We start from the raw sequence: 14,052 nt of genomic DNA, 5'->3' as shown, positions 1-14,052 counted from the left end.
TGCTTGCATTGATCAAACTCTCTGGACAGAGACCGCCTTGCCTGCCACGATGCAAGGAAATGCAACGGTTTAGCCTTTTTGTGGCTCAATGCTAGCAATAAAAAAATAGCGAGTTTTTCCTGTGGAAGATTTTGACGTCGGACATTTGGCTGCGTTTCTGCACTTGACTCCTGACCAGGTCATTAAGTTGGCCGAACGTGGGAAGTTGCCGGGGCGCAGGGTTCAAGGAGAGTGGCGATTTGCGGAAGCGGAGATTCATCACTACATGGAGGATCGCATCGGCGACAGTGATGAGGCGGAGCTGGGGGTCGTCGAGAATTTGCTTCACCGTACGAAAACGGCCGACGAGCCGATCGGACGGATTGTTGATCTATGTCCCGAAGAAGGGATTGCAGTTCCATTGAACGCCAGGACCAAGGGGTCGGTGATTCGGGCGATGGCCGATTTGGCGGGCGCGACGGGATTGTTGTGGGATGCACCGGCGATGGCCGAAGCCGTTCGGCAGCGAGAGGACCTTCATCCAACGGCACTCGATTGCGGAGTCGCTTTATTGCATCCGCGGCGTCCGCAGACTTCCATCTTGGCGCAGTCGTTGTTGGCGATTGGTGTTTGTTCTGCGCCGTTACCATTCTCCGACCAAGGCCATTTAACGGACGTCTTCTTTTTGGTCTGCAGCTACGATGACCGTTCCCATCTTAAAATCTTGGCTCGCCTTAGCCGTTTGATCTCCGATGGCGAATGCTTGCCACGAATCCGTGAGGCTCAGTCGCCGGCAGAAATTCGGGATGCTTTGTTAGCGGCGGAAGAGTTGATCGAGGAATCCGAATGACAGTGTCGTCTGGAACTTTGTTGTGGATCGGGAATTCAAACCAACGTGAATTCGTCGAGGCATTTGAGTACTGTCAACGGTTTGCGACTCAGCTCGCTTGGCGTGCTGATTTTGCGGACGCGATCGCACGACCCGCCGATGGAGTGACCAATATTCTGGCGGCACGGCATGTGAGACAGTTGGTTGCATCGGAATTTCTGAGTAAGCTTGAACAGATCTATCCGCTGGTCCCCAAGACCTTGTTGGTCGGTAGTGGGTGCGAAGGCGAAGGCCGGACGGGGGTCCCGTTTCCCGGTTGGCAGCGTTTGCCTTGGCACGCTTGGCAGCAGGTGGTTCCTGGTTGGTTTGGACCACCCGATTCCGCGGTCGCTGCGGGATCGGCGACAGGCATGACTTTGGTGGTTTCGGCCAACTATTTGACCGCTGTGCCGTTTCTTGAATTGTTGACCGTGCAGAACCGGGCAGCCGTCTGGGCGTCGCCGGAAACGATGGGAACCGTACGTGGGGCGAGCCATGTGATCTGGGATGATTCTGCGGCGCCAGCTGGCGATCCGCAGCGATGGCGCGATCGCTTGGCGGGGGTATCGACAACGGCTGGGGTTCGCCATGCCTGGATTGTCAATTATCCTCGCTGGGAACAAATGCAGGCGGCCAAGTTAGGCGGGGTGGATACGGTCTTAAGTAAACCGTTTCGGCACCCTGCCCTGCTCCGCTTTCTCGATATCCCCCGGGAGACATCCTCATGATCTTAGTTGTTAGTGCCAGTTTGAATCCGAATAGTCGCAGCCGCTTATTGGCTCAAGCCGCTTGTGAGCGACTGGAAAAAAGCGACCGCCCCTACGAATTGCTGGATTTGGAAAAAGATCCCCTGCCGTTTTGTGATGGAGCCTCCGCCTACGCGCACCCGACTTCAATCCGAGCCACCGAATTGGTGACCAATGCGTCGGCGATCCTGTTGGCTGCACCGGTTTACAATTTCGACGTCAACGCGGCCGCAAAAAACTTGGTGGAGATCACCGGGCGAGCGTGGACGGGGAAAGTGGTCGGAATCATGCTGGCCGCAGGTGGGCAAGGGAGCTACATGTCGGCGATGGGATTGGCCAACAGTTTGATGCTGGACTTTCGCTGTGTGATCGTTCCCCGTTTTGTCTACACCGTCGGCGACGCATACGAAGGTCAGCAGATCAGCGACGAGAATACACTGGTCCGTTTGGATCAGCTGTTGGAAGAGACACTGCGTTTATCCGCCGCCGTTAGGCCGCCCGAGCAGATTTAAAAAATCTGCTTTGATTGGTTGCTGGAACGCAAGTCCATTCGCCGCTTAGAAAGCGACGGTGGCTCCGAAATTCACAGACTGGATGTTCGGGCTGACGGTGTACCCGCGGTCATAGTTCAACGTTTCTTCTGAGAAATTGCTGAACCGATATTCGCTTCGCAGTCGCAAATTTCTGGAGACTGCGTACTCAATACCGCCACCATAGGTCCCGCCAGTAAGCGTCGCGTCGTCGGCAAATTTGGTGGCAGTCGCAACAAGTTGTGTGTAACCGTGGTAGTCAGCAAACGCATATCCCGCAGTGCCAAAGAATAGGAATCGGTCGTAGGCAAAGCCCAAGCGGCCACGTACCGAAGCATTCCAGTTGGAAGAGGCCGCGCAGTTATATGCGGGGTTGAAGCAAGGGGAGACGTTATCAAGGTCCGTCAAGGTATAGTCCATCTCGACCCCAAAAACGGCATGTCCTTTTTGACGGTTTATCCCACCGTGTATTCCACCCGCAAAGCCGTTCGAGCTATTTTGGACGTGGTTCAGTGCTTCGGATTGAGGATCAAGGAACGACCAGGCGCTGTGTAAGCCCACATAAGGACCTGACCAGTCGTACACACATTCATGTCCCCCTAGCGAGTCGCAAGCCGAATCACAATTTGATTTTGTGAAGGCGAATGGCTGATCTGCATAACCGCAGTTGGACATCACCAGTGCCGTCAACAATACTCCAGTTAACGAAGCCATGGCTCGTGAAATTGAAGTCCGATTGATTTGTACTGACATTAAAATTCCCTTTTTTCTGTCACGTAAGGAACATGTAGACTCGTGAGGCGTGGACATGCTCTGTGCGGAATCTGTTCTCCAGAGGGGGCTGACCACATCTTTAGGCTTCGTGAAAATCTTCCGGGGAATTCATGTTTTCGTGTCCCGAAGCACTAACCGAAATAACCGCAAAAGTCGAATATTCGCTTGCGCGGATAAAATCGTGAAGCTTTCCTAATCCGCAGTGGCTGGCCGCTGGTATTTGAGGGCTCGCTTTTTTCTTAGCGGAACGGCGCAAGCCGTCCGGCCCTTTTGCGGTTTTGGAATAGTTTTCGGGCCGGAGGGCTCGCGGCGTGCCGCTAAGAAATTGGTGTTAATTGGGCGTAAGGGGAGATCGTCTGGCATAAGTGATTGGATTGGTTGCCGATTTATGCTGTTTTCTTACTTGCAGTCGGGAACCCGCAATCATGGATTCAGCCCCCCCGGAGTAACGTATTTGTTGGGAGCGCGTCATACCGTCAGTACCCATGGTGGGAAAATGAGCAAGGTCGTTCTTCTTTTATTTGGACCTTTCCGAACCGTGACCTACAGTCCCTTTAGGGAATCTGCTGACGCTCAAGTCAGGGGCTTCTTTGCGGATTGTTGACTTTTTTAATTAATGGGGCTGTTGAAATGTGGTTCGGATTTGATTTGGTGGACGAGGGATTGATCTCACCCGATGCGCTTTGCAAGGCGATGCGCCGGCAGATGCGATTTCGTCGACCGATCGGCCAGTTGGCGATCGATGCTGGGTACATGACCCTGCGTGATGTTTACGAAGTGTTGGCTCTTCAGCATGAAACCGGACGCCCTTTTGGAAAACTTGCGATCGAATTGGGGTTTCTCAATCGGGAAGACCTCGGGCTGATGATGCTTCAGCAGAATGCCGAAGTTCCAGACCTGGAAGAATCCCTGGTCGCGACTGGCGGGATCGAAGCCGACGTGTTGCGGCTATGGCTGGAGGCCTATCGAATGCGGATCTCCTGTCCGCCTGAGGATTTCACCGAGATCATCGCCCACCAAGATCTGAATGGGCTGACTCCAAGCACGTCGTTGAATTAGGGACGCCAGGCGGGATTCTCAGGCCCCTGTTCCGTGAAGGTAATAGCCTTGCGATTCTGAGAAAACGCTACTTTTAAGAGGCGATCCTTCCTGTAAGACGCCTCTTTGGTAGTGCTCCTTCGAAGAGTTCCATTTTTGGTTAGGATAGGTGGTCCAACGGGGCAATGCTTACCTGCTATTAATTCTTACGAAGAGCCACATCGATGAATGACGCGGACGTCTCGGAATCTTTACGCGGCGCGTTTCAAGACTTTCGCCAAGATTTTAGCCGTCTTCGTGACGAAGTTGGCAAAGTGATTGTTGGCCAGCAAGAGACCGTTGAAAGTGTATTGGTCGGTTTGATCGCCGGGGGACATGTTTTGCTTGAGGGAGTCCCAGGGCTAGGGAAAACGCTGCTGGTTCGGACGCTGGCGGATGTGTTGGATTCTCAGTTTTCGCGGATTCAGTTCACGCCTGATTTGATGCCTGCGGATCTCTTGGGAACCAATGTGCTTGTCGAAGCGGCCGACGGTTCGAAGAAGTTCCAATTCGAAAAAGGCCCCGTGTTTGCCAATGTCGTCTTGGCGGATGAAATCAACCGGGCCACTCCTAAAACGCAGTCAGCATTGCTGGAAGCGATGCAGGAGCATAGTGTGACGGTCAGCGGGATTTCGCACATGCTGGACGGATTGTTCTTTGTGCTGGCCACGCAGAACCCGCTTGAGATGGAAGGGACCTATCCGCTGCCGGAAGCTCAGTTGGATCGATTTCTTTTCAAGTTAATGGTCCCGTTTCCAACGACCGCGGAAATGGAATTGATCATGGATCGAACGACGCGAACCGAGTCCCAGAAGGCGGAAAAGCTTCTTTCGCAGCAGCGGATTCTGGATATGAATCGACTGGCGCGTCAGGTTCCCATCGCCGATTCGATTCGCCGTTACGCGATTGAAATTGTGATGGGCAGTCACCCGGAACACGAACTGGCGACTCCGCTGGTGAAGCGGTTCGTGCGGTATGGCAGCAGCCCTCGCGGGGCGCAGGCGGTCTTGTTGGCGGCCAAGATTCAAGCGATCCTAGACGGTCGTTTCCATGTCGCTCGAGAAGATATTGCTGCGGTGGCACACGCCGCCCTCCGTCATCGAATTTTGATGAATTTTGAAGGGCAAGCCGAATCGGTTCGCCCCGACACCGTCATCGACGAACTGATAAGAGAGTTGACGGTTTAAAGCGTCGCCGCTGGTGATGACTACTTCGCTCTCGGGTGTGCTGTTTCGTAGATCGCTCGCAGGTTGGCAGTGCTGACGTGCGTGTAGATCTGAGTCGTTGCGAGGCTCTTGTGTCCCAGCAATTCTTGCACGCTGCGAATGTCCGCGCCGCGATCCAGTAGGTGCGTGGCAAAACTATGCCGCAGCGTGTGCGGGCTGGTCCGTGAATCCAGCCCGGCCGCTGCGATATGTTTTTCTAACATCCGCCCGACACTTCGCGTCGTTAAACGTCGGCCGAAGCGATTTAGAAAGACCGCTGCTGCGACTCCATTGGCCGCCTCGCTGGGATCATGGACACGGAGGCTTCGGTAGCGATCAATGGCGCGAATCGCGAAGGAGCCCAGCGGAGCAATACGTTCTTTGCGGCCCTTTCCCCGAACCATGATGATTTGTTCGGCGGTGTCTAAGTCCCCGTCGCATAGCCCGACCAGTTCACTGACACGCAGCCCTGCGCTGTACATCGTTTCCAGGATGGCTCGGTCCCGCAGTCCTGCGACGTTTCCGCCCGGCGGAGTTTGCAGCAGTTTTCCCATTTCCGAATTGGAAAGGACCAGCGGAAGTTTGCGTTGGCGTCGGGGATTGCGCAGCGGTTTGGCTGGGTTGGATGTCGCTAAACCTTGCCGCTGGGCAAACTTGTAGAAACTCCGCATTGAAGCCAATTTACGCGAGATCGTACTACGGGCGTAATCGGCTTGTTGCAGAGCTGCCTGGAAACCACGAAGGTCTTGCGGGGTAAGCTGGTCGACCTTTGGCGGAGCTCCATGAGTGTTCTCCAGCCAATCAACCAACCCCAGCAAATCTTCACGATAAGCTTTGGTCGTCAATTCTGAAGCGTTGCGTTCGGTCGCTAGGTAACGCAGGAATTGTCCCACCGCTCGCCGCATATTAGTCTCGGCCTCGGAGGCTTGCGTCGATGCGCGTCGTGTGTGCTACCGGCTGTGGAGCGGGAACGGCGTCGCGGATCTTGCGGCTAAGCATCGCAGCGTCGTACCAGGAAAAATCCAGGTCCGGGTCGGCTGCAAAGCGGGCCAATGTTCGCAGCGTTTCGTCGCGATTATGATCGTCGAACATAAACATGAAACGCTCTTCACCTTTGACCAAGGCGAGTACGTTGATTTCGCTGTCCATCCTTGGTAAGCCTATATGCTATTGGCACTCGTGCGAAACCACCCCTTGGGTTTCGTCACTGAGATTCATATCGGCTAATCGGCCAACGCAAAATCAGATCGCTCTGTTCGGCCCCACCACGTGCTTCAAGCATTTCTGTCAGATGCAAGCGGCAGCAAAATCGGATGAAATCGTCACTTCTTCTCAGGTACGCCTGCCAACCGGTCGAACGTTTTTCATCCGACACAGAGACGTGATTTGCTAGCCTTTCGGTGAATTCACTGTCCGCACCATCGTACAAACGAGTGTGGCTTAGTACCGGTTCATGCTGCGGTTCACTGACGGGTCGTACCGGCAGCGGCGGATCGGGAATCAACCCGGTAGGATCGGGCCACTCAGGAGGCAGCATCGCCGCAGCCATTTCATTGGCCATCTGCTGTGCCGCTGCAGGATTAAACGATTCCTCGACGGGGGAACCCATTCCATAAGGATCGATTTCATTTGATTCGTAAACGTATGGAACGGCTTGCTCGGAATCCTGTGAAGATGTCGAATCTAGGATCGGCGAAGGAATCGATTGTTGATCGCTGGAAACGATTGCTTTCGAGCGACCCTTTGGCTGCCACTCTTGCGGCGTCCCACGCTTTCCATCACCGGCAGCGTTGCTATCGACATCCTCAAAATAGCTGACAGGATCGACGTCCGAAACTTCGACGACCGTAGTGAAATCATTCTCGTGAGGTGGCTCCGCGCGATTTTGGATGCCCTCCTCTGCCCCTGCTGGATGGTTCGCTGGAGGAGCGTTGCTTGGGAAGGGTGACGGCGAAGCTGGGGGAACGGCTTGTGCGGATGGCCTTCGCTTTGGAACCGTTTGACCCGTCGATCCCGCCCCCGAAAAGTCTGGAATCAGAGGAGTTTGCGTCGCCATTTGCTGGCGTGCTAGCTCAAATTCGGTATCCAAGACGACTCGCGATGGAATGTCCTGTTCTGCTTTGGTTCCCCAGGGAAGCCCATAGCCTGGAGGAATGGGGTGGAAGCCAGGGTTGGCCGCGTACCAATGAACTGCAAGGCCTAAACGCGGCGGGTAATAGGGGCTGAAATCGGTAACCGAGCCCTGAACCACCGCATCCACACCCATCATCTGTGCGAAGATCTGGAAGTCCTTGCCCGAACTTGGAGGACCATAGACGGAAGCAAAAGCTTCCAGTTGATTCCGGACGACGCCCACAGGCAGGACTTCAAATCCAGGAGTCCCCTGCACCGCCGCATAATAAGCCTCTGTGACCGCCGTTTGATCAACGGTCGGCTCATTACTTTGGTTATTAAAAGGAAGGATCGCGACCCGTTTCAGTTGTGGAAACGGATTGTGGATCTGGGTTGCATGGCGAACATCGGGAATCGCACTACAGCCAGCGCAAAACCAAAGCAACGAAATCCCTAGAAGGAAATTCATTTTGCAGAAAGCTAGCATCAATGCGGGTCGTTCTGTCATGAGTCACCGAAATCGGTTCCATGCGCATATCGTCCCCGCCCCCAATACTCTCATTCGGCACCATGCAGCCTCCAGTCCAGCAAAACCAAAAAAATAGTCATCGTCTGGACGGTGTGGTTTGCTATCACCCGTGGAAACCGGCTCTACCTTCTCATCGGATATTAGTTCTTGGCGTAGTGCAGCCCGGGGACGATGTAAGCCGTGGGGGCTTGCTCGTTGAAGTCGTGAGACAAGACCTGAGTTTCACCAACAAAGTAGGTGTGGTTTTCGTTTGTGATCAGGTTGTAAGTTGGGGCAGCTTCTGCGGAGCTGACGTCTTGGATCCGGATCGGATCGGCGATCGCATGAAGAACGTCCCCGTTTTGCAGGTTTCTGGCCTGCGTCCAGCCGGCTCCCGAAACCCAGAACAAGTGCCCCTGCGTGCAGTCGAGTTGTTCGTCCTCCAACTGTAGCCTTACCAACGGCTTGGCGGGCTGCTCCGTCGTCGCACAAACCGTATCCCAGCTAAGGGTGCCATCCTCGATCGACTTTGATAGGACCTGGTCCCCAACGCGAATCTGTTCGATTGGCTTAGCCCCTTCCGAGGTGGTGACCAGCGTGCCCGCTACAAAGCACTCACATGCAAACTGAGGTGGGCTGTAGAAATTCGTTGTTGAGTATTTATTCGAGTAGTGCATCGAAACATATTTTCGAGGCGGCGGTTCGCGCATCGTGTAATCGGACCACCAATCCCAGAGTTGTTTCTCCGAGTATCCTGGATGGGTGCCGGTCGCTTGAGACATCGCGTAACCGATGCGTTCATTGACATTTTGGATAGCGACGTTGGATTGCGCCATTCGCTGTTCGCGCTGGGCGATTTCTTTGGCCTGCTGGGTTCGAATTTTCCTTTCTGTTTCGATGTTTTGCAGACGGATCTCCTGTTCTGCAATTTCTCGTTCAAATGCCCTTCCCCGCCAGGCGCTTGTAGCATTTTCTGACCGATCAGGGCGTATTATCGTATCTTGAATGTTTCGAGCATTGACGAAATCGACCACGGTCACATCGATATCGTCGGCGTTTTCTTTCGCAAAGGCATGCCGAACCCCTGCCAGCGATCCGTCGGCTCGGAAGGATGGAATGACACGACTGACGATCTGAGATTCCAGCTGATTCAGAAGCTGCGGGACAAATTCGTGCATTGGTCGTGCGGCCAATCGTTCACCAGCAAAGTTTCGCGTAGCGGGATCGCGGCTTTCCACGGCCCATTGAGCTAAGATTCGCGAAACGACTGGTTCCTCTTGATTGGACAGCCACAGTATCGCTTCATCACTGGCAGGCGACTTTGCGGTCTGGAAAACTTTTGCGACTGCTGGGATGGCCATCGGATCTTTGATTGCATCCAGCTGTTTCATCGCCTCCCAGACCTGACGTGAATTTCCGCTCTCTAGGTTGCGACGGATCTTCTGAATGTCGGCACCATATTTCTTCAGCGACTTTTGCAAAATGTCTGCTTCAGCTTGCACCCGTGCGGCTTCTTTGGGGCTGACCCAGGTTCCGCTCTGGTAGCGATGGCCTAGTCGTAGGCGGGCGATCGAGTTGTTCGGATTGATAAGGAGCGTTCGTTCTAGGTGGGCGGCTTCCTGTTCGGGGAGCCGTGCCTTTTGGCACCAATTCGCGATTTGTAAATTCCCAGCTTCTGTGTCGGGAAGCGTCTGTCGGTATGTTTTGTAGGATGCTAGCAGCGAGGACTTTCGATTCGCTGAAATCGATTCCTCCACCGACCGCCATAGATTGTCCTCGCCGAGGACTTTGCCTTGTAAAGATTGAGCTAGCGGTTCCTCAGACGCCTCCGCGTCCAATTGCTGCAGCAGTTTCGAGCGACTTTCTAAATCGCCGTCCGCCTCTGCTGCCAATATATCTTCGGCAAGGCTCCTTGAGGGCTCGGCGCCCAAGGCCGGATTTTGAAATGGGCCACTGGCTAGAAATAGCAAGATTGTGGCAAGAGAAGAGAATGCCAAACGCATCGCGGGTACCCCGTGTTAGCCTCAGTAACTTGAAAAGTAACTTCGTCCACGGTTCACCCTAGCGACTTTTTCTGCGTTTGGCAAATTTAAATTCCCGTAGGTGGCTGTTATGGTTTCTGGAGAACCGTCAACGCTTTTCCGTCGGCGGATGGGTAATCCAATCCAAGAATCTGAGCGACCGTTGGCGCGATGTCGATATTCTCGATGGTCGACAGGTGGGTTCCCGGTGGAATTCCAGCACCAGAAAGAATGCACATCGCTTTCATCTTGGGCATGGTGGACAAGAAGCCATGAGAGCCGATCGCGGTCCTTGCTTCGGTGTTCGAAGCAACCAATGTGTCGCCCGTAACCGATCCGGAAACGGAATGACCGTCCGCTGCCACCAGGATTGCATCGGGCGATTGACTGTATTCGCGAGGATGTTGGAAGCCGACTTCGCGGTAACGGTCTGGTGAGATGACGTCTGCAACCCCTTCTTTGCCGAGGAATAGCTTTTTGAATGCTTCGATGGTTTGTTTGCTCTCGCTCGGATTGGTGCAGTAGACCAGACCAATCCCACCTTCCGGAACGACGTGTACACGAGCAGTGCTAAGTTTGCCTGCATCCACCGCCAACATGCCAGCTTCGCGTAGGACCACATTCGGGCGAATGGCTTTGGGGGTGGCCGCAAAGCCGTGGTCGGAAACAACAATCAATGTTGTCTGTTCGCGAATCCCCGCATCGTCGATCGCGTCGACGATTTGAGCCAAACACATGTCGGCATACGCATTGGCTGTGTAACCGGCGGCCGTCTGCGGGCCAAGCGTGTGATGAACACTGTCGACATTCAATAAATGGACAAGCATCAAATTGGGTTTGCGGCTGCGGATTAAATGGCAAGCCGCTTGCGTCCAAAGGTGGTCTCGTCCCACCGTACTTAGTTGCTTAAACGAACCGGCAATGTCTTCGTCCAGCAGTTCCAGTTCGACCAGTTCCTTCAGCAGTCGCGGCGTCGAGTGCTCAAGAGCATCAGGGACGTCCGGAAACTGATCATCAAACGATTCCGAACCTCGTGTGCATGGCCAATTGATTTCACCCGTTCTCATCCCCGCTTGATGTGCAACGTCGACGATCGTGGGCAGGCGAACCAGGTCTGCTTGGTCTCGCTTTGAATCGATGACCGTTGGCATTCCGATCGGACCACGCACAAGGACCCCATTGGCAAGCACCCCATGTTTCTCTGGGCGGACTCCGGTCAACAGCGTCGTGTGATTGGGCCAGGTTACCGAAGGATTGGAAACCGTCATGCCTCCGTCGACGATACACCCTTCACGAGCCAATCGCCGGATGGTTGGCAGCGGCACTTTGGGATCGTCCACCAAGTAGGCCGCCAACCCATCCAAAGAGACGATGACCACGTGACGCTGAGTGTCCGCTTCGTCTGCTCGGGTAACCGGGCTGCTGCAGAACCAAGCAGCGATCAGAACGGCGAAGGTCCGGTGAGTCCAAGTCATCATGCAACCAATCCTAAAGAGATGTACGTCGTGAAGGTCTGCTTCAATTCTGTTGCAGCAGCGAAAGACGGTTTGTACGTTGTCTGCGAAGTTTTGTTTTCGATCTGCCCAAAATTGTAGGGAAGTCGAAATCGACAAGCAACGTTTCCTCAGGACTGCCGCCGGCAATGAAATGTCTGGTTTGCCGGCGGTCGGAGGCATGATTCGGTATGAAGATTTCGTAAATGACTCGCGTTGTTTTCACAGCACATGTAGCGCCGTGAATTCAGTGCGTGACGGTTTCCGATACGTTCCGTCTAGCTCATTACTTGTTCGATTCGTTTTTCGGTTTATGAAAACGAAGCAGATAGTTTTCGTCAAAGCCATCGATGTCGACTTCATCGTCAAAGACAAAACCTGCCTGTTCGACTTCCGCTTGAAAAACCTCTTGGCCGGCTCGCACATGACCCATCGTCCATTCACGTGACTTGCCAGGGATCCTCGCGAAATCGATTAGAACTAAACGCCCACCCGGTTTTAGGGCTCGATAGATCGAAGCAAGTGTGTGGAGCGGTTGTTCAAAGTGATGATAGGTATCGCAGATGAAAACCAGATCGACCGAATCGGTTGGAAGACGAATCGAAGTGTCGGTGCCAAGAACCGGGGTCAGGTTCGGAATGTTATCCGCACTCGCTCGCGCTGCGATGTGCTGAAGGAATTGAGTCGAAATGTCGACGCTAAACACCCAGCCATCCAGCCCGGTCCTTTTTGTGAAAAGGCGACTATAAAACCCTGTTCCTGCACCGATGTCCGCAATCCGCTCGCCAGGAGTGATTTGACATGCTTTCAGTACCGCCTCGCGTGCACCGTAGACTTCGCGGCTTTCGACTTCGAACCGCTGGAGCCATTCGTCAACTTTCAGCTCCGGGTCCTTGAACCCGTCGTTGATGCCTTCGGGTAAGGTTGGTTCTACCAAATCGACGGTGGCCGTCGTTTCCTGTGAAGAAGCGTATGGAGCCGAAAGCGTAAGGGCGGCAACAAACGTCAAGAGAACTAGATTCTTCATGGTCCATTCTTATTGTAGAAAACGTTAAGTGAAATGATTCTGCATGAATCACATTCTAACCACTTTGATCCCGGTGGGCAGCAACGAGGGATTCGAAAGCCCTTGTAAATGAAGTCACGACCAGCGTCCGCTCTTGTCTAGGTGAGACCGCTACTGGAAAGAAACGGTCGTCGACATTACTGCTGTGGAGGCGACGATCACGGTTGGGGAGGCTGTTCGACAGGCAGTCGATAACGTCGCTGGATCAGTCTGAAAATCAGCCAAGCTCCGGCAGCCCATGTGACGCCAAAAAGCCAGCCAGCGAGCACATCGGTGGGCCAGTGGACGCCCAGGTAAACGCGGCTAACCCCAATCAGCAAACTAAGGAGAACGGGGACACCGATCAGAATGAACCTGGTCTTGCGATCACGTTCGGAGCGTGCCAAGACCGCCCCCAGCGTTAAGTAGACAAGGGACGAAAGGGCCGAGTGGCCGCTGGGGAAACTTTTGGTGTAAATCCGAGTCTGATGAGGGACCAGTTCGGGGCGAGGACGGTTGAAACCGGATTTCATCGCACCGCTTACGGCCGTCCCGCTCAGGATGGCGGCGACCACAAACAATGCGATCCAGGGTTGCTTCTTGACGTACAGGTACGCAGCCATGGTTGCGGTAAAAATGGTTAGAACCGCAACGCTGCCAAGTGCCGTGATGTCACGCGCCGATTCCTCGAACCAGCTGGGGCCAAGAGGGTCGGAGGGATTCCCCGGGGAACGCATTCCTAGCAGGATCCGCTGATCCCAGTCGTGGCTATCCCCTTCAAGGACTTCGTCTGCGAGGGAAGCGAAACCGGCGGCTCCGAGTGCGATCACAAGCAACAAGAAAAGGGTGATTCGTTCGTGCGCAACGATCCAGCGATAGATTTGAAAGATGCGTTTCAACGGTAGCGATGCGTGAGGATCTGAACGGGGCAGCCAATCTACGGGACAATTCGTCTACGTGACAATTAGTCTACGTGACAATTAGTCTTCAGGGCAGCCAGTCTCCTTCGATGTCGGAGACTAAAAGATGCCCGACGAACGGAGTCGTCGGGCGAAAGATAGGTTTGCGGGGATTGGTTATTTTCCGCCGCTGAATGAACCTACGAGGTTAGTGGCTCGGGGTCCATTCCGCTGGTGTCCAACCACTCATGCTTGGAGCGTTGCCGTTCACGCAAGGACTGTGCTCGTTTCAGTTTTGACACGACCACTTTCTTGGCTCGGCGGACCGCTTCGTGAACGGCGGCCATCATTTTTTCGTGCCGTCCCGTCGTGGTTACCATTCCAAGGCCGGGGATCTGGACGTTGACGCGACAAAGCTTATCAACACCTCCGCGTGGGCCATTTTCATCGCTGACAAGAACTGAAACTTCGGCTATCCGCGGCGTAAATCGCGCTAACGTGCCTGTCAGTAGATCTTGGACGGACTCCCGAGTGGAAGCACTGAATCGATCGATCGATGAGGAAACCAAAACTCTCATTGAAAACTCTCCATGAGTAGCAACACGGAAAAAAATGGCCTCGATGAAACTGTTCGTGAGTTCCGTCGAAACCTAAAGTCAACAAAGACTTTCGAAACGACAATCACTTCACTGCGTTTGCGTTACCGAGCGTAAAGAACTCCTGTTGTTAGGGGGATGAAATCGAACACCAGAACCCTGCCATTATAATTGCTTTTGCCGCAGCCAACCCGCGTTA

The 14,052-nt window shown here is 54.1% G+C and carries 14 protein-coding genes; 5 read left to right on the top strand and 9 right to left on the bottom strand.

Annotated features, from left to right (window positions below; all coding sequences use genetic code 11):
- Positions 1-121: 121 nt before the first annotated feature.
- From FF011L_RS21195 to FF011L_RS21185, 3 genes are read left to right on the top strand one after another with little or no spacing between them, the layout of a single operon-like run.
- Positions 122-829, top strand: coding sequence for a PTS sugar transporter subunit IIA (locus FF011L_RS21195; RefSeq protein ID WP_145353984.1), 708 nt, complete (start codon positions 122-124; stop codon positions 827-829).
- Complete coding sequence (locus tag FF011L_RS21190; RefSeq protein WP_145353983.1) at positions 826-1,575, top strand: hypothetical protein; 750 nt, start codon at positions 826-828, stop codon at positions 1,573-1,575. The genes FF011L_RS21195 and FF011L_RS21190 overlap by 4 nt, the downstream gene beginning before the upstream one ends.
- Entirely contained in the window at positions 1,572-2,105 is a 534-nt protein-coding gene (locus FF011L_RS21185) for an NADPH-dependent FMN reductase (protein ID WP_145353982.1), read from the top strand. The genes FF011L_RS21190 and FF011L_RS21185 overlap by 4 nt, the downstream gene beginning before the upstream one ends.
- A 45-nt stretch (positions 2,106-2,150) precedes the next feature.
- Here the strand turns inward: FF011L_RS21185 and FF011L_RS21180 are convergent, their stop codons facing one another.
- Positions 2,151-2,837, bottom strand: coding sequence for an outer membrane protein (locus tag FF011L_RS21180; RefSeq protein WP_218932784.1), 687 nt, complete (start codon positions 2,835-2,837; stop codon positions 2,151-2,153).
- Positions 2,838-3,527: 690 nt separating this feature from the next.
- On the opposite strand from FF011L_RS21180, the gene FF011L_RS21175 reads away from it, so the two are divergent.
- On the top strand, positions 3,528-3,956 hold the full coding sequence (locus FF011L_RS21175; RefSeq protein WP_145353980.1) for a hypothetical protein: 429 nt from the start codon (positions 3,528-3,530) through the stop codon (positions 3,954-3,956).
- Between the two features lie 203 nt (positions 3,957-4,159).
- Positions 4,160-5,161: an AAA family ATPase gene (locus tag FF011L_RS21170; protein ID WP_145353979.1), complete on the top strand. Its 1,002-nt coding sequence runs from the start codon at positions 4,160-4,162 to the stop codon at positions 5,159-5,161.
- 20 nt (positions 5,162-5,181) lie between these two features.
- Here FF011L_RS21170 and xerC read toward each other — a convergent pair whose 3' ends face one another.
- The 8 genes from xerC to FF011L_RS21130 form a co-directional block, all read right to left on the bottom strand.
- The gene (gene xerC / locus FF011L_RS21165; protein WP_145353978.1) at positions 5,182-6,084 is read right to left on the bottom strand and encodes a tyrosine recombinase XerC; all 903 of its coding nucleotides are present in this window, start codon (positions 6,082-6,084) and stop codon (positions 5,182-5,184) included.
- A 1-nt stretch (position 6,085) separates the two neighbouring features.
- Positions 6,086-6,328: a hypothetical protein gene (locus FF011L_RS21160; RefSeq protein ID WP_145353977.1), complete on the bottom strand. Its 243-nt coding sequence runs from the start codon at positions 6,326-6,328 to the stop codon at positions 6,086-6,088.
- A 55-nt stretch (positions 6,329-6,383) separates the two neighbouring features.
- A complete protein-coding gene (locus tag FF011L_RS21155) occupies positions 6,384-7,799 on the bottom strand; it encodes a hypothetical protein (RefSeq protein ID WP_145353976.1) in 1,416 nt (471 codons plus the stop codon).
- 161 nt (positions 7,800-7,960) lie between these two features.
- Positions 7,961-9,769, bottom strand: a complete 1,809-nt coding sequence (locus tag FF011L_RS21150; protein ID WP_218932783.1) for a polymorphic toxin-type HINT domain-containing protein — start codon at positions 9,767-9,769, stop codon at positions 7,961-7,963.
- Positions 9,770-9,909: 140 nt separating this feature from the next.
- A complete protein-coding gene (locus tag FF011L_RS21145; RefSeq protein WP_218932782.1) occupies positions 9,910-11,298 on the bottom strand; it encodes an alkaline phosphatase family protein in 1,389 nt (462 codons plus the stop codon).
- Between the two features lie 301 nt (positions 11,299-11,599).
- Positions 11,600-12,340, bottom strand: coding sequence for a class I SAM-dependent methyltransferase (locus FF011L_RS21140; RefSeq protein ID WP_145353973.1), 741 nt, complete (start codon positions 12,338-12,340; stop codon positions 11,600-11,602).
- A gap of 197 nt (positions 12,341-12,537) precedes the next feature.
- The gene (locus tag FF011L_RS21135) at positions 12,538-13,257 is read right to left on the bottom strand and encodes a phosphatase PAP2 family protein (protein WP_145353972.1); all 720 of its coding nucleotides are present in this window, start codon (positions 13,255-13,257) and stop codon (positions 12,538-12,540) included.
- Positions 13,258-13,457: 200 nt separating this feature from the next.
- A complete protein-coding gene (locus FF011L_RS21130) occupies positions 13,458-13,835 on the bottom strand; it encodes an HPF/RaiA family ribosome-associated protein (protein ID WP_145353971.1) in 378 nt (125 codons plus the stop codon).
- Between the last annotated feature and the right edge of the window lie 217 nt (positions 13,836-14,052).

The organism is Roseimaritima multifibrata (assembly GCF_007741495.1).
GTDB classification, from domain to species: Bacteria; Planctomycetota; Planctomycetia; order Pirellulales; family Pirellulaceae; genus Roseimaritima; species Roseimaritima multifibrata.
This window is presented reverse-complemented; position numbering and strand designations above follow the sequence as displayed.